The organism is Paenibacillus enshidis (assembly GCF_042136365.1).
GTDB lineage: Bacteria > Bacillota > Bacilli > Paenibacillales > Paenibacillaceae > Paenibacillus > Paenibacillus enshidis.
Window position 1 is genome coordinate 1 of the sequence record NZ_JBHHMI010000015.1, and the last position, 16,308, is coordinate 16,308.

Below are 16,308 nucleotides of genomic sequence, written 5' to 3' on the forward strand. Positions count from 1 at the left end.
GACACCGGCGCAACCGGCGCGACGGGCGGAACTGGAGCAACCGGGGCTACGGGAGCTACGGGTGCCACAGGCGCGACGGGTGCCACAGGCGACACCGGACCTACCGGAGCTACGGGCGATACTGGCGCGACTGGGGCCACGGGCGACACTGGTGCTACTGGAGCCACGGGCGACACTGGCGCGACCGGCGCCACGGGCGACATCGGCGCGACGGGAGCTACGGGTGACACTGGCGCGACCGGGACCACAGGTGACACGGGCGCGACCGGAGCCACTGGCGCAACCGGGGCTACAGGCGATACCGGCGCTACGGGAGTCACGGGCGGCACCGGATCGACCGGGGCCACGGGCGACACTGGCGCGACCGGAGCCACGGGCGATACCGGCGCTACGGGAGTCACGGGCGACACTGGTGCTACGGGAGCCACGGGTGACATCGGCGCGACGGGAGCCACAGGCGACACCGGACCTACTGGAGCCACAGGCGATACCGGGGCGACCGGAGCTACGGGCGATACTGGCACGACCGGAGCCACGGGCGGTACCGGCGCTACGGGAGTCACGGGCGGCACCGGAGCGACCGGGGCCACGGGCGACACCGGCACTACTGGGGCCACGGGCGACACTGGTGCCACTGGTGCCACGGGTGACACTGGTGCTACTGGAGCCACGGGTGACATCGGCGCTACGGGAGCTACGGGTGACACTGGCGCGACCGGGGCCACAGGTGACACCGGCGCTACGGGAGCTACGGGCGGAACTGGCGCTACGGGAGCTACGGGCGATACCGGCGCGACGGGAGCCACGGGCGACACCGGCGCTACGGGAGCCACGGGCGACACCGGCGCTACGGGAGCCACAGGCGACACCGGAGCGACCGGGGCCACTGGTGATACCGGCGCAACCGGGGCGACGGGCGGAACTGGAGCAACCGGGGCCACGGGCGACACCGGGGCGACCGGAGCTACGGGTGTCACCGGTGCTACCGGAGCTACCGGAGCCACGGGTGACACTGGCGCGACCGGAGCCACAGGCGACACCGGACCTACCGGAGCTACGGGCGACACCGGCGATACTGGAGCCACAGGCGACACCGGACCTACCGGAGCTACGGGCGACACCGGCGCTACGGGAGCCACGGGCGATACCGGACCTACCGGAGCCACAGGCGACACTGGCGCGATCGGAGCCACAGGTGATGCCGGGACGACCGGAGCTACGGGTGTCACCGGTGCTACCGGCGCTACGGGCGACACTGGCGCTACTGGAGCTACCGGAGCCACGGGCGACACCGGCGCTACGGGAGCCACAGGCGACACTGGCACGACGGGAGCCACGGGCGATACCGGTGCTACGGGAGTCACGGGCGACACTGGTGCTACTGGAGCCACAGGCGACACCGGCACTACTGGAGCCACGGGCGATACCGGCACTACTGGAGCCACGGGCGATACCGGGGCGACCGGAGCTACGGGCGATACCGGCGCGACCGGAGTCACGGGCGGCACCGGATCGACCGGGGCCACGGGCGACACCGGCACGACGGGAGCCACGGGCGATACCGGGGCGACCGGAGCCACCGGAACGACCGGGGCCACGGGAGCCACCGGGACAACTGGAGCCACAGGCGCTACTGGCGCGACCGGAGCCACCGGAACGACCGGGGCCACGGGAGCCACAGGAGCCACAGGAGCCACGGGAGCCACAGGCACTACCGGAGCCACGGGCGCTACTGGACCTTTAGTGGCAGCAAATGGTTTCTCGGCTTTTGTAGGCTCTATTACTGGAGTAACTACAGACACTCAAATCAGCGGTTTTACAGTGACCAGCCCATATTACACCACTACTGGATTTAATCCTGCCTCAGGAACATTCACCGTTCCTCAAACTGGAAGATACACTATTGAAGCAACTATTAATTATTCAACTACTGCCGCCATAACTCTGTCCATTGGCGCGGGAATTAATCCGACATTTGTCGTAAGAAGGACATCACCTTCAACAACGGATTTAGTAGCCGGTCTTTTCCCTGTATTAAATATCAACGTAACTTTGCTTACACTTCGGGCTGTACTGGGAAGTGGTACTGTAACACTGACCGGAGATGTCGCGCTGAATCAGAATGATATACTTGGGTTGTTCTATGTTTCTTCGGGGCTTAGCATCGGGTTGAATCTCGGGGGCAGCACATCTGCAGGGATTGTTTGGTCCATTCATCAGATTACCTGACTTTATTAGCATCAAAGTTGAAACGGCGGTTAATCCGCCGTTTCTTTCGTTAAGATTATCGAATTATCATCATCAACCACTTTGAAGGAGGCCGCCTGGGGTAACTATTCTTTGCTCCGAGTGGTTCGGAATCGGCCGCAGCACCATTTTGAAGGGAGAATTCACGGGCAGCTTGTACCCAATATGCTGAAATTCAATCCTGATCTGAAAAGCGGTCATACACTTCCCTGCGCAAGGGCAAAAACGGCGTATCCTCCCGGGATCAAGATGATCAACCGGGCGAAACACCGTCTGCTTGTTTTATTACGCCTAGGCTTTCGTATTTTGCAAACTGCTAATGGCTACTGCTTTCTCCAGTTTGCTGTTGACCATCGCTTTTTGCAGATCGCTATCCACCATCATTTTGACCAGTTCTTCAAAGTCTACCTCCAGGTTCCAGCCCAGTTTTTTTCGAGCCTTGGAGTTGTCTCCCAGCAAAAGGTCCACTTCCGCCGGACGAACAAATCGCGGGTCAATGACCACATGATCTTCCCAATTCAACCCCACATGACGAAAAGCAATTTCAACAAGTTCCTGAACGGTATGGGTTTCGCCTGTTGAAATGACATAATCATCGGGTTGATCCTGCTGCAGCATCAGCCACATCGCTTTAACATAATCCCCCGCAAATCCCCAATCGCGTTTGGCATCCAGGTTGCCCATGCGCAATTCGTGCTGCAATCCCAGCTTGATTTTGGCAACCGCGTCCGTCACCTTGCGTGTAACGAATTCAATGCCGCGGCGCGGGGACTCATGGTTGAACAGGATCCCAGAACAAGCGTACATGTCATAGCTTTCCCGATAATTCACCGTAATCCAGTGCCCGTAAACCTTAGCCACGCCATACGGACTTCGCGGATAGAAGGGGGTTGATTCCCTTTGCGGCGTTTCGACGACTTTTCCGAACATCTCACTACTGGAAGCTTGATAAAAGCGGGCCTCCGGTCTGGCTGTGCGAATAGCCTCCAGCATGTTGGTTACGCCGATGGCCGTTGTTTGCCCCGTTAAAACCGGCTGCACCCATGAGGTTCCCACAAATGATTGTGCAGCGAGATTATATACTTCATCCGGTTTGGATTTTTTAACGGCCTCGATAAGCGAACCCTGATCCTGCAGGTCCCCTTCAACAAGCTCAATCTCATGTTTGATATGCTCGATGTTTTCCATCATGGGGGTGCTGGTTCTGCGGCGCAGACCGAATACTTTATATCCCTTTTCAAGCAGAAGCTCTGCCAGATACGATCCGTCCTGGCCTGTGATCCCTGTAATCAGGGCGTTTTTAACCATGTTCATCATCTCTCCAATCCGAGTTATGAAAAATACCTGATACGACTAGTAACGTATTCATACGCGGAAAAAATGGTGAAACGACAGGTATGAGCTATTCCGGAATATCGGAAACATTTCACGCTCCTGGGCATAACCTGTTAAAGATAACAGACTTAGAACACTGTACCCGCTACCTTTTTCATCTCCGAGAGCAGCACAAAAAAAGCCGCTAATCTTAGCGGCCTGGCTTACAAACACAGTATTCATATTTCAGTGCTCACCTCAGAAAGTCACTGTTTTTCCTTAATCTAAGACTTTATTACATACCCGGAATAACCCCAAGCACCAGCTTCAAAAACTGGTCACGCACCTGCTCCGCTGTCTCCATTACTTCGCTGTGCGAAAGCGGCTGATCCAAAATGCCTGCAGCCATATTCGTGATACAGGAGAAGCCGAGCACTTCAAGCCCTGCGTGACGGGCTACAATAACCTCCGACACCGTGGACATACCGACCGCATCCGCACCTAGCGTACGCAGCATCACGATTTCGGCCGGTGTCTCGTAAGTTGGTCCCAGCAAGCCTGCATAGACGCCCTCACGCAGCTGCAGCCCTTGTCCTTCCGCTACCTCCTTGGCAAAGGAGCGCAATCGTTTGCTGTACGCCTCCGTCATATCAGGGAAACGCACCCCAAGCGTATTGTCATTCGGGCCAACCAGGGGACTTCTGCCGGTCAGGTTCAGGTGATCGGTAATGAGCATCAAATCACCCGCCGCAAAAGAAGTATTCACTCCACCAGCGGCATTCGTAACAAGCAGGCTTTTGACGCCAAGCTCCTTCATCACGCGCACTGGAAAAGCGGTCACTTCAGGGCCGTAGCCTTCATACATATGGAAGCGTCCCTTCATCATCACGACCGGACGTCCCTTGACATTGCCCAGCAGCAGTTCTCCCTCATGTCCTTCCACTGTAGATACGGGAAAATGCGGGATATCCTGATAAGGAATGCTGATCCCCTCTTCGATGAGGTCTGCCAATACCCCAAGCCCTGATCCGAGGATCAAGCCGATCTCCGGGACCAGATTGGTTTTCGTGCGGATGTAGGCTGCTGCCCTCTGGATCATTCCCAGACTGATTGTATTCATGTTCTTCTCTCCTGACATATCGTTATTTCAGCAAATTCAAAAAGCTTGTTCCATGCAGTGGCGCCTGCACACCGAAATTCTCCGCTATGGTGGCGCCAAGATCCGCATATGTGTCCCGAACGCCTATGCTCGCAGGTGTCTGCAGCGACGGGCTGTAAATCAGGACAGGCACATATTCCCTCGTATGATCCGTACCGCTGTGTACAGGGTCATTTCCATGATCCGCCGATAGGATCAGCAGATCTTCAGGCCCGATGTTGGCCATAAGGTCAGGAACGGCGTTATCGAACACCTCAAGCGCCCGGGCGTAGCCTTCAGGATCACGCCGATGCCCGTACAGGGAATCAAAATCGACAAGATTGGTGAACAGCAGGCCGTTAAACTCCCTTCCCAGCTGCTCCAAAGTCACTTCGATCCCATGCTCATTGCTTTTGGTCGGATAGGATTCCGTTACTCCTTCGCCGTCGAAAATATCATTGATTTTCCCTACGGCAATCACGTCATGGCTAGCATTAGCCAGCATATTCATTACTGTGTGCTCCGGAGGTTTGACCGCATAATCATGGCGGTTCGGTGTTCGCTTGAAGCTGCCAGGCTGCCCGACATAGGGGCGGGCAATAACCCGGCCCACGGAATGCTCCGGTGCCATCGTCAGCCGGCGAGCGATTTTGCAGGCTTCATAAAGCTCTTCCAACGGAATGATATCTTCATGGGCGGCAATTTGGAAAACACTGTCGGCGGACGTATACACGATCCACGCCCCTGTCTTCATCTGCTCTTCACCGTATTCATCCAGCACCACGGTTCCTGAAGCCGGCTTATTGCACAGCACCTTCCGTCCGGTCTGCTTTTCAAATTCGTTGATCAGATCAGCCGGGAAGCCTTCCGGATAAGTATTGAAAGGAGTATTGATCTTCAGCCCCATAAGCTCCCAGTGCCCTGTCATCGTATCCTTGCCGACAGACACCTCATTCATTTTGCCATAATAGCCCGCAGGCTGGTCCACCGGCTGCAAATGAGGCAGCTCGGCAATATTGCCCAGCCCGAGCTTTTGCATATTTGGCAGCTTTGTTTGCGGTACCCGCTCCAGAATATGACCCAGCGTATGGGCCCCTTCATCGCCGAATGTGGCGGCATCCGGCAGCTCGCCAATGCCCACGCTGTCCAGGACGATAAAGGCAATGCGTTTGAAGCGATGTGCAGAACGTTCAGTCATAACTATTGTCACTCCTTGGCTGTGATAAATTGGTCATTTCCAAGGTGGCTCTACTGCCGGCCCTGGGATGAAAATTTTCATATACTTCTTTCATACTTTTCTTCGGCGAACCGAGATACATTCTCGCTGCCGAGATTTCCGAATGGCCCAGCATCTCCTGCACGGACCGGAAATCCGCGCCATTCTCCAGCAGATGAGCTGCAAAGGAATGCCGCAGCGTATGCGGCGTAATATCCGTACGAATCCCTGCTTCGGCACCGTACTTCTTCAACAGCTTCCAAAAGCCCTGGCGGCTCAGACGCTTCCCCGAGCTGTTCAGAAACAGAGCTTCCTCCTGCATGATAGAACCCCGGGCTCTGAGCAAAACCTCCCGATATTCGCTGATATACAGCTTTAACCATTCTGCGGCCTGTACACTCATGGGAACGACACGCTCTTTGCCTCCCGCCCCATGACAGTGTACAAACCTCATATCTGTACGTACATCCTCTACATTCAGGGTTACCAGCTCCGACACTCTCATGCCTGCCGCATACAGCAGTTCAAGCATGGCCTTGTCACGCATACCCGCAGGGGTCGACGTATCCGGCGCTTCCAGCAGCCTGTCCATCTCTTCTTGCGTCAATATGGAAGGAGGTCTCTTCTCTTGTTTGGGCAGCTCCAGCAGCAGGGAAGGGTCCTGGGAAGCCTTGCCTTCACGGATCAGGTAATGAAAAAAGGAGCGAATTGCGATCATGCAGCGTGTAATCGTCGCCGGCGCCTTGTTCAACTCCTGCAAATGCCCCGTATAGATGACCAGATGTGTCCGTTTGACGTCATCCGGCACTATCACATGCTGACCAGCCGCAAATTCGGCAAACTGTTCAACATCACGCCGGTAAGCTTCCAGTGTACTTGGCGATAATCCCTTCTCGTCTTCCAAATAGCGGATAAAGGGCGTTATATAATGCTTCATAAGAGCAACTCGCTCCTTTGTCTTCCGTATTTGGGCAGAAGCCCATCTTACAACATTCTACGCGGCTCAAATGTTATCCTGCCCCGCCGTCACTCTCCATACCAGTAAAAAAAGCGCAAGCGCTGCCAGAGCCCCCTCTCCTGCTGCTCATCAGTAATGGAGGTTCCTGCCACCTTTACCGCGTTTCCTTCGGGAATTTTATAATGCTGGATAGGCGTTATCCAGGAAGACAGCCGTTCAAGCGCGGAATACAGCAAAAAAGTCAATATACAGAACAGGACGATAAAACGGATAAATCTCCAGCCCTTTCTCAGGGAGAAGATCACGCTGCCACTTCCTTTCCTGCTAAAAGTGTGTGTTCAAAAAGTCAGGTTTTCAGCACCAAGAAGGTTGAATGAAGATAGGGACTGAGGAGCGGAGCGTACTTGGGATACGTGAGCACCTGAAATGTTTCCGTAGGAAACATGCTTCGGAAGCATCCACTTAGGCCCGGCTGAATTCAAGATTCGATGTCGAGTCCGCTTCCTGACTTCCTTCGTGATCAAAAGATGACTTTTTGAACTACCTCTTAAAAGGTCATATACAGCTCATTGTATGACAGGCTATCCCCAACTATGTAACACCGGAGTGTCCGGCACCAAAAAAGCCCTCTCCGCACAAATACGCGGGGAGAGCTTGTCTATTCTAATCCATTCAGAAATGCAGGGGGATTCAATCCTCCTGCTGCTTCTGGTCATTTTTGGCCTTGCAGCGGTAGCAAATGCCTTGGAAATCAAGCCGGTGATCCAGCACGGTAAAATCAAATTCCCTCTCCAGGCGTTCCTCCAGAGGGCCAAGCCAATCTTCCCTGATTTCATCCATGCTTCCGCATTGAACACATATTAAATGATGATGATGGTGCTTGGAGGTATCGCCCCGCAAATCATAACGGGCAACTCCGTCACCAAAGTTGATCTTCTCCACTACGTGCAGTTCGCTCAGCAGTTCAAGGGTACGGTATACGGTTGCCAGACCGATTTCAGGAGCTTTTTCTTTCACGAGCATGAAAACATCTTCCGCACTCAGATGGTCTTCTTCATTCTCCAGCAAAACTCTTACGGTGGCTTCCCGCTGAGGCGTCAACTTATAGCCCTGGGACTGCAGCTGCTGCTTAATTTTGTCGATCCGAGCTTCCATTTTATCCCTCCCCCTCAGGGTTCTCTGCGCACTGCCCCATTTTCACTTCTATCATTATAGGGGGAATTCTCAAATAAAGTCAAACATTTTGCACCAGGCTCAAGCCGCTCCTGCAGACGTCAGCAGTGGCGTTACCCATCGCATCATGACTGGTGTGACCCAGGTCTCAAACGATGCGCTTCCCAGCAGAAGCAGCATCATCACGGCTGTTAATCCGGCGTAGGACACAAACGGCTTGACAAATCCGGAAGGACGGCGCGTAAGCAGCATCCGGTCCTTGATCATTTGTATCGAAAAAGTCATGGCAGCCACACTGCACACAAGCAGCACCGGGATCACCACAGCATTGTGGGGGGCAACGGAAACGAGGGCAAACAGCAGCCCTCTCCAGGAATACTGCCCAACCACAAACCCGACCGAGAAGCCGATCAGCACACCTTTCAGAAAATTCAGCACCAAAATACCGGGCAGTCCAATGACCGATAGGCCGCATATCCATATCAATGCCGCCCATTTTAAATGAAGCGATGCAATTTCCCAAAACTTCGTTAACGTGGGATCGGCCGCGCCACCATCCTGACCGACCGATACAAAAAAGTTGTTCAGATACCGCCCCAGCTCCTGCTGCTGCTCCAGCGTCAGCGCATTGACCATCAACGCGCCAAAAACAACCCCGACCAGGAACAACACACCAAGAAATACATATAGTGGCATTCGGTGAACAAGTGTATGGCGTAAAAGCTGCATCGGCAAGTCGGCCTCCTTCATTAGCATATTCCTATCCTATGAAGAAGACCATTCGCCTATGACAGCATGTACGAAGTCTGCTGCTAGTCTTGGAGCCGGGCTGCTTTGTGTGATTCTCCGTTCCTGTCAATCTTGCCGTAGGTCCCCCCGCCTCCAGCAATCAGCTGCAGCCGTCCTTCTCTTGCCATAACGATAGAGCGTGCCAGCTCCGTGCCGACCTCAGCGGCTATCGCTTCCTCACCCGCTTGATGAAGAATATTCATTTCCGTGCCGAACCGTTCAAGCAGCCGCTGTAGCTTGGCCTGGCCCAGACCCGGAATAAACTCAAGCGGCACCTGGTAAATATAAGGCGGCCTGTGCTCAGGTATGCAGGGCCTGGCCCGGTCGGCAATATCCAGAATACGGTCAAACACCCCGCGTACCAGCTTTGCATGCCCGCATGCCGGGCAGCGGTCCGCCGCAATCTCCTGCTCGTCGAGAATCGTGCCGCAGCCCGTGCAGAAGGAGCGGTGATACTTGCCGAGACGGGGATTCAATCCATAGTTGCCGGTCACTTTTCTGCCACCGCTGCGCTCCAGCGCCAGCCGCAGCTCGGCAAAACTCGGAGCTTTCAGCAGCAGCTCATTGTATTCCCGTCCGATTTTGCCCAAGGAGTGGGCATCGGAATTCGTAAGAAAGCTGAAGCTGTCAAGCTCGGAAATATAACCCGCCATTTCCGAATCCGCGCTCAGACCGAGTTCGACGGCGCTGATTTTGCCAAGATCCAGCAGCTCGGCCATGCGTCTCGCGGAGCTGCCGTAGATCCCTTTATGAGGCGTAAATACATGGGCAGGGATCATAATGCCTGCCCGCCCGTAAATTTCGGCCTGCAGCTCCCGCGGTGGAGCATAAAGTCTCTGAGAGCTCAAATTGACATTTTTCATATGTCTGCCCATCCATCCGCTGAAGTCCGTCATGGTGTCCAAATCCGGAAAATAGGCCAGCACATGCGCCTCAGGCCGGGTTCCTTCCCGAATCTCGATTTCTGCTCCCAGCAGAATGACCGTATTCTTATACGCTATTCCTCCGCCTTCAATTTCGGCCATACTGCCGTCGTCAAGATGGCGCTTGATATCCTCCTGCACATTGGGCGCATGGCAGTCAATGACGCCCGTCAGATGGATTCCCTTCCGCTCCGACGCCTCCCTGGCAATATTGGCAAAGGTCAAATTCCTGCTGCCGCTGATTTTGACCGGCGCACCATTCTCCGCCTGCCCGATGTGAATATGCAGATCCGCATAATACTTATGCAGTGGTGTCTGTAGCCGATCCGTCATCAGAAGCTCCCGGTAAACTGCTGAAGGTGCCAGGCATAGACCGCCATGATCGTTTTCGCATCACTGATTCTTCCTTCACGAATCCAGGCGTAGGCCTCCTCCAGCGCCAGCTCGGACAGCTCCAGAAACTCGTCGGCATCCGGGTTCATTTCGCCCGCTTCCAGCTCCTCAGCTACGTACAAATGAATGATTTCATCGGCAAAACCGGGTGATGTATAGAACGATTGCAGCAGCCTAAGAGATTTGGCGGTATAGCCTGTTTCTTCCCGCAGCTCGCGTGCAGCCGCTTCTATCGGATCTTCTCCTGCCTCAAGCTTGCCTGCCGGGATTTCCACCTCGCAGCGTCCGAGCGGCCGTCGGTATTGATCCACTACAAGCATTTTGCCGTTGTGGATGGCCAATACCGCAACAGCACCCGGGTGACGGACAATCTCCCGCGTTCCCGTGCTGCCGTCCGGCAGACGGACCGTGTCCACCTGCAGGGAAATTACCTTCCCGGCAAAGATAGAATTCGTAGATATCGTTGTTTCCTCCAAAGCTGGATTGGAATAAGGTTTGCTGGTGCTCATGTGCTGCCTCCTCTTGGCCGAACCTCATTAGGGGCCGGGTATAGTTTGTCTCTTTAATACATAGGCTGTAAATAATTCATGCCTGTGGGCAAAAGGGAGAGATCCATGATGAAAAGCTATCAAACAGACAACGCGCTCTGCATTACGGGAAAGGCTTGGCAGGTTCGCCTTCTGCTCCGGCAATGGCTGAAGGACAATAAGTCCGGGGCGAAGATGATTGACCTGATCCAGCCCAACAGCAAACAGGCCTGACGGGTGGAACGCCGCTGCAGGCTCGTACGCAGCACGTGCCAGACGGTGCCGTTTATGGTCATATTTATGCTTGCGGAGATTCGGCCGCCTCACGAATGATCGCTACAACGACTTCGGCCAGCTTTGCCAGATCCTCGGCCTTGATTCGCTCCTGTGTCGTATGGATCTGCTCATAGCCGACCGCAAGATTGACCGTAGGAATGCCAAAGCTATTAAAAATATTCGCGTCCGAGCCGCCTCCCGAAGTGAAGGTAGGGCTCGCCAGTCCCAGTTTGCCGATTGCACGCTGCGCAAACTGGACGACATCATCGTGCTCCGAGAAGCTGAACCCTGGATACACAATCTCGCTGCGGAATTCAGCCTGGGCGCCGAACTCCCGGGATGTCGTCTCCAGCGCATCGCGCATTTGCTGAACCTGATGGTCTACCTTTTCATGAACAATGCTGCGGGCTTCCGCAAAAATCTGCACAAAATCGCACACAATATTGGTTGGACCGCCGCCTTCAAATCTGCCGATGTTGGCTGTCGTTTCCTTGTCGATACGTCCAAGCTTCATGGCGCTGATCGCCTTTGAGGCTACCTGTATCGCACTAATGCCATCTTCCGGATTTACGCCGGCATGCGCGGATTTACCGGTAATTTTCATTTCAACTTTAGCCTGGGTTGGGGCCGACACACAGATCGAGCCAACAGCTCCATTAGAATCTAGCGCATAACCGAAATCTGCGTCCATATCGTCTGGATTCATGGCTCTGGCCCCCGCCAGACTGGATTCCTCTCCGACCGTAATGACAAACTGCACCTGGCCGTGCGGAATGCCCTGTTCCTTGACAGCACGAATCGCTTCCAGCATCGCTGCAACCCCTGCTTTGTCATCCGCCCCCAGAATCGTCGTTCCATCACTGCGGATCCAGCCGTCATCGCCAAGCTGCGGTTTGATGCCTTTGCCGGGAGTTACCGTATCCATGTGCGAAGTGAAATAGATTTTCGGGGCTTGCTCCGCTCCTTCCGCCTCCCACGTAATGATCAGGTTGCCCGCCCCGTGCCCGGAGCGCTCCTGCGAATCATCTTCCTTGACCGTTAAGCCAAGCGAGTCGAACTTCTCTTTCAGCACCCTGGATATTTCCTGTTCATGTTTGGTTTCGCTGTCTACCTGCACAAGCTCCATAAATTCCTTGATTAACCGATCCTTTGTGATCATCGAAACTTTCATCTCCCTCTGGATTGCGATACAATAGAAGACACACACTTTGTTTCTTACAAACTTATTTTCATTATAAAGGAGTTCCCCATGCAGCACAAAAAATGGTTTCGCGTTTTTATTTACATCATGCTTATTGCCATGATTGGCTCAACCCTGCTGTTCGCTCTTGAACCTCTTTTGTATAATCAGTAAAAACCTTAACGTAGGAACGGTCATTAATAAAGTAGGGAAACCACTCTCATGGCTTCCTCCGGCTAGAAAGGCCACCCAACTGGTGGCCAGAACCCCCACAGAACCCCGGCGTGCGGATTTCCCGCACGGGATCTTCAGAAATGGTTTCACAACATAGCGTAGGTCTTCCATCGATTGTAAGGAATGAAGACTTTCGGTCGCTTAAGCGGAAATAACGTTCGAATGCGGTGGTATTCTTCCCACGTCACATAGCTCTTTAAGCTTCTTCGTCTGCTTTATAGTCGCCTCTGCATGGAAGTGGTTATGATAATAGAATTGAATCCCGCTCTCCTGGAATCGTTTTCACGATTTTCTGTGCGGGACAAGTAAACGGTCTTCGACGTCCTAAAACAAAAAACAGCCCTCTCTAGTAGAGAAAGGGCAGATGAACCGCTTCATTCTAAATATTAATAATATTCTGCTAGAGTGCCGTCGTAATTAATCACTTGTCCATTATGATTTTCATCATCCAAAATAAAGCCTACGATTACTTCAGCAGCCTGAGCAGTTGTTTTCACAAAATCTCCCTGTATATTCCCATTCAAATCCGTCGAAACCGCCCCTGGCATCACCGCAAAAATCTCCACAGGTATGCTCTCCTTCTCAAAACTCATTCCCCAGGACTTTGTCATCACATTCAAAGGCGCCTTGGCTGTTTGGTAGGCAAACGTATTGAAGAAAGGATGTGGCTCAATAGGTATACTGATATTTTCAATCATGCCCTTATTGGTGATCAATAGTGGCAGCAAGCCTTTTGAAAGTGCAAAAGGACCGATAAAGTCAACTTGATGGGTTGCCTGTAGTTCTTCAACCGTAAACTCCCATCCAGATTTATGCATATCGCCTGGAATACCCGCATTGTTAACCAAGAGCGTCAACTCTGGGTAATTCTGCTTAATGGTTGTCACTGCATGATCAATACTCTCCAGGTCGGCAACATCCAACAGCACCAACTCTGCATCACCAAATTTTCGGAGGGCAGTTACTGCCGTCTCTCCTCGCTCCTGATCACGTGCCCCAACTAAAACACGATACCCCGCTTCTAACAGCTGCTTCGCAATCTCAAATCCAATACCTTTATTCGCACCCGTTACTAACGCTGTCTTTGTCATTTTTCATTCTCCTTTTTCCAAATTAGCTGAAATCTTTTGCGATAAAGAGATTAACAGCTCTTTTTCTTGCTCCGTAAGCCCTTTCGACGCAATTCTTTCCATTTCTGTCCAAACGGCAGTGGCCTTGGCTACAAGCTCGCGGCCAGCTTCTGTTAGTTTTACAAGCGTAACACGCCCATCCTTTGGCGAGCGTGAACGAGTAACTAATCCCGCAGCCTCCAGGCGTCGAACCGATTTGGCCACTGTTGAATGGTCCAGTCGCATTGTGAAGCCCAAACTTTGTTGCGATTGCTCATCTCGCTCCCATAACTGCATAAGCATAATTTCTTGGCCAGCGTACAAGCCTATGTCACGTAGTAAGTGTGCAGCCAAACCCCGGTGCGACCTGGCTAGGGAAAAAATAGCAAAATTTATTGGAAACCGTTGGATCGCTTGCATTTCTTCTTTAGGCAATCCTTCGCATAAATCATTCTCAATCTCATCCATGTTTAACTTCACCTCTTGCTTAACATCCATTTATATCCGAATTCATTGCAGGGTAATCCGTATAGCCGCGTTGGTCACCGCCATAAAAGGTCGTCGGATCAGCTTCGTTCAGCGGAGCGCCTGCTTTCAAACGTTCCACCAAGTCAGGATTGGCAAGCCCCCAAGCGCCTACAGATGCGATATCTGCAAGTCCTGTATTAACGTCTCGGTCGAGTTCCTCCAGAGGGCGGCTCGGACGATTAACGATTAACACAGTCGGCCAAGCCGAGCGAATTTCACGAAGCGACTCTTCATTGCCGCCATGCAAGACATGAAGATAAGCCAGGTTAAGTTTGGCAAGCTCTGAAATCAAGTATTTGTATACTTCCGGCCCTTGATCACCCTCAACGAGGTCTCCCAGTGGAACACCGGGAGAGATACGGATGCCTGTACGCTCGGCTCCAATTTCTTCTGCCACAGCAGTTGCCACTTCAATGGCAAAACGTGCGCGATTTTCAATCGATCCGCCATACTGATCTGCTCGTACGTTTGCATTCTCTGAAATAAATTGATGAATCAAATAACCGTTTGCCCCGTGAATCTCCACACCATCCGCTCCAGCCTGGATGGCAGCCGCGGCGGCCTTGCGGAAATCTTCAACGGTCGCCTTGACATCTTCAAGGCTTAACTCACGCGGAACGGGAATATCCTGCATTCCGGTTGCAGTAAACATCTGTGCCTTCGGTGCAATGGCAGAAGGCGCAACCGGCTGGCGATGATGCGGCGTGTTTTCCGGATGCGACATACGCCCCGCATGCATTAATTGAATGAATAAATATCCGCCAGCTTGGTGAACCCGGTCGGCTACCTTCCTCCAGCCTGCTATATGCGCATCGGTATAGATACCCGGTGTATACATATAACCTTGTCCATCCTCTGAAGGCTGCGTACCTTCGCTGATGAGCAGGCCCAGTGAAGCGCGTTGCTCATAATATAGCGGACTAAGTTCTCCCGGTGTGCCGTCGTAAAGTGCACGGGATCTAGTCATGGGAGCTAAAGCCAGGCGATGCGGCAAGTTTAAGTTGCCCACTTTTATTGTATTCCATAAATTTTTCATTTTTTAAAGCTCCTTTACTTTATATAGTTTCCGGCCACATAAATATAACAAAATAATATGTGGTCGTCAATGTTTTTTTGAATTAACCCACCCATTTCACCCCTTCAGGTGCCTCGACTTCGAGCTCGATATAAGTTAAGAGGCTTAAGAGGTAATTATCCACATTTTTAATTCCGAGTCGATTTCATTCATATATAGGGTAATGGTATCTTTTTTGGATTCAGAAATCTTCTTATGCGGTATGATGATAAGCTGTGACCCAAGTGTCAGTTTAAAAGTAATTGTTTTGTAGAAGTTCTTATCAGGAAGAAGTCGCATCATTTCATCTGCTTTCCGTGAGCATTAATTGTAGCAGGATAAATTAGCTGCCAAACTCTCACACCACCCATATTACCGTACATGCGGCTTTTATAAAGCGCTTCCAAAAATAGAAATAGTTCGTGGTTTCATATCTTCTTTTAACAGATTACTCGTAGCGATTTTCTCGCTAAAGATACGACTGCCCGCCGCACAAAGAGGCCGGCCACCATGGACCGGCCTCGCTCTATTCTTTTAACACAGTTTCATAATCAAAAAGCTCCGCAAAATAAGGAATAATCCCCTTTGCCACCTGCTCCATCGCAAATGACTGCCCTGTGCAGTCTTCCAGCGAGGTGACCCCATATTCCTGGATGCCGCACGGAACAATTCCGTTAAATCCTTCATTCTGAATGCCTGATTTGATATTAAAAGCGAAGCCGTGGCTGGTGATAAAACCTTTGCGGTGCCGGCATCTGTTAAACTTCACGCCAATGGCCGCAATTTTGGATTCGCCAACCCACACCCCAGTATATTCAGGTTTGCGGCTGCCTTCAATGCCGAAGCTTGCGAGATAATTGATAATCACCTGCTCCAGGCTGCGTAAATATCCGTGCAGGTCGAGGCCTTTGCCATATCCCAGCAGCAACAGCGGATAACCGACAAGCTGGCCGGGACCGTGGTACGTAATGTCCCCGCCCCGGTCGATTTGGAACACGGCGATTCCACGCTGTTCAAGCTCCTCCGGACTGAGCAGCAGATGCTCCGGATGGCGCTGAGAGCCAATGGTATATGTAGGGGGATGCTGGAGCAGCAGAAGGGCTTCCCGCCGCTCCCCGGCATCCAGCTGGCCCACAATTTCCTTTTGCAAATCCCATGCTTCGGCATAGGGTATCATCGGTGTGTACGACACGTCGAGTAATCGTCTGTTCACAACCTGCTCTCTCCCTCCAGCCGGCTTTCGCGGCCG

General features: G+C 52.8%; 16 protein-coding genes and 1 pseudogene. 3 read left to right on the forward strand and 14 right to left on the reverse strand.

Features of this window, described 5'->3' with window-relative positions:
• Positions 1 to 2,229 (forward strand): annotated as a pseudogene (locus ACE41H_RS16335) (collagen-like protein); the annotation flags it as partial.
• Positions 2,230 to 2,538: 309 nt separating this feature from the next.
• On the opposite strand, the gene gmd reads toward ACE41H_RS16335, so the two are convergent.
• The 9 genes from gmd to ACE41H_RS16380 all read right to left on the reverse strand — a co-directional run bounded on the left by gmd (position 2,539) and on the right by ACE41H_RS16380 (position 10,660).
• Entirely contained in the window at positions 2,539 to 3,555 is a 1,017-nt protein-coding gene (gene gmd, locus ACE41H_RS16340) for a GDP-mannose 4,6-dehydratase (protein ID WP_375356518.1), read from the reverse strand.
• A gap of 301 nt (positions 3,556 to 3,856) precedes the next feature.
• Positions 3,857 to 4,681 carry a purine-nucleoside phosphorylase gene (locus ACE41H_RS16345; protein ID WP_375356519.1) on the reverse strand — a complete coding sequence of 275 codons (825 nt, stop codon included), beginning with the start codon at positions 4,679 to 4,681 and terminating at the stop codon, positions 3,857 to 3,859.
• A gap of 22 nt (positions 4,682 to 4,703) precedes the next feature.
• The gene (gene deoB / locus ACE41H_RS16350; RefSeq protein ID WP_375356520.1) at positions 4,704 to 5,897 is read right to left on the reverse strand and encodes a phosphopentomutase; all 1,194 of its coding nucleotides are present in this window, start codon (positions 5,895 to 5,897) and stop codon (positions 4,704 to 4,706) included.
• Complete coding sequence (gene xerD / locus ACE41H_RS16355; RefSeq protein WP_375356521.1) at positions 5,890 to 6,852, reverse strand: site-specific tyrosine recombinase XerD; 963 nt, start codon at positions 6,850 to 6,852, stop codon at positions 5,890 to 5,892. Before xerD ends, deoB begins: the two co-directional genes overlap by 8 nt.
• 89 nt (positions 6,853 to 6,941) lie before the next feature.
• Positions 6,942 to 7,178: a DUF4227 family protein gene (locus ACE41H_RS16360; RefSeq protein WP_375356523.1), complete on the reverse strand. Its 237-nt coding sequence runs from the start codon at positions 7,176 to 7,178 to the stop codon at positions 6,942 to 6,944.
• A 385-nt stretch (positions 7,179 to 7,563) separates the two neighbouring features.
• Positions 7,564 to 8,028, reverse strand: coding sequence for a ferric iron uptake transcriptional regulator (fur, locus tag ACE41H_RS16365; protein ID WP_375356524.1), 465 nt, complete (start codon positions 8,026 to 8,028; stop codon positions 7,564 to 7,566).
• Between the two features lie 99 nt (positions 8,029 to 8,127).
• A complete protein-coding gene (gene spoIIM / locus ACE41H_RS16370) occupies positions 8,128 to 8,775 on the reverse strand; it encodes a stage II sporulation protein M (RefSeq protein ID WP_375356525.1) in 648 nt (215 codons plus the stop codon).
• An 83-nt stretch (positions 8,776 to 8,858) separates the two neighbouring features.
• A complete protein-coding gene (locus tag ACE41H_RS16375; RefSeq protein WP_375356527.1) occupies positions 8,859 to 10,091 on the reverse strand; it encodes an endonuclease Q family protein in 1,233 nt (410 codons plus the stop codon).
• Positions 10,091 to 10,660 carry an NUDIX domain-containing protein gene (locus tag ACE41H_RS16380; RefSeq protein ID WP_375356528.1) on the reverse strand — a complete coding sequence of 190 codons (570 nt, stop codon included), beginning with the start codon at positions 10,658 to 10,660 and terminating at the stop codon, positions 10,091 to 10,093. Before ACE41H_RS16380 ends, ACE41H_RS16375 begins: the two co-directional genes overlap by 1 nt.
• A 108-nt stretch (positions 10,661 to 10,768) precedes the next feature.
• Between ACE41H_RS16380 and mciZ the strand changes: the two genes are divergently transcribed.
• A complete protein-coding gene (mciZ, locus tag ACE41H_RS16385) occupies positions 10,769 to 10,912 on the forward strand; it encodes a Z-ring formation inhibitor MciZ (protein WP_375356529.1) in 144 nt (47 codons plus the stop codon).
• A gap of 64 nt (positions 10,913 to 10,976) precedes the next feature.
• Here mciZ and ACE41H_RS16390 read toward each other — a convergent pair whose 3' ends face one another.
• On the reverse strand, positions 10,977 to 12,113 hold the full coding sequence (locus ACE41H_RS16390) for a tripeptidase T (RefSeq protein ID WP_375356530.1): 1,137 nt from the start codon (positions 12,111 to 12,113) through the stop codon (positions 10,977 to 10,979).
• Between the two features lie 90 nt (positions 12,114 to 12,203).
• Between ACE41H_RS16390 and prli42 the strand changes: the two genes are divergently transcribed.
• Complete coding sequence (prli42, locus tag ACE41H_RS16395) at positions 12,204 to 12,308, forward strand: stressosome-associated protein Prli42 (protein WP_375356531.1); 105 nt, start codon at positions 12,204 to 12,206, stop codon at positions 12,306 to 12,308.
• A 446-nt stretch (positions 12,309 to 12,754) separates the two neighbouring features.
• Here prli42 and ACE41H_RS16400 read toward each other — a convergent pair whose 3' ends face one another.
• The 4 genes from ACE41H_RS16400 to lipB all read right to left on the reverse strand — a co-directional run bounded on the left by ACE41H_RS16400 (position 12,755) and on the right by lipB (position 16,272).
• Positions 12,755 to 13,459, reverse strand: a complete 705-nt coding sequence (locus ACE41H_RS16400) for an SDR family NAD(P)-dependent oxidoreductase (protein ID WP_375356533.1) — start codon at positions 13,457 to 13,459, stop codon at positions 12,755 to 12,757.
• 3 nt (positions 13,460 to 13,462) lie between these two features.
• The gene (locus ACE41H_RS16405; RefSeq protein ID WP_375356534.1) at positions 13,463 to 13,945 is read right to left on the reverse strand and encodes a MarR family winged helix-turn-helix transcriptional regulator; all 483 of its coding nucleotides are present in this window, start codon (positions 13,943 to 13,945) and stop codon (positions 13,463 to 13,465) included.
• A gap of 19 nt (positions 13,946 to 13,964) precedes the next feature.
• A complete protein-coding gene (locus tag ACE41H_RS16410) occupies positions 13,965 to 15,041 on the reverse strand; it encodes an alkene reductase (RefSeq protein ID WP_375356536.1) in 1,077 nt (358 codons plus the stop codon).
• A gap of 544 nt (positions 15,042 to 15,585) precedes the next feature.
• Positions 15,586 to 16,272 (reverse strand): lipoyl(octanoyl) transferase LipB, encoded by a 687-nt coding sequence (lipB, locus tag ACE41H_RS16415; protein ID WP_375356537.1) that lies wholly within the window; start codon positions 16,270 to 16,272, stop codon positions 15,586 to 15,588.
• Between the last annotated feature and the right edge of the window lie 36 nt (positions 16,273 to 16,308).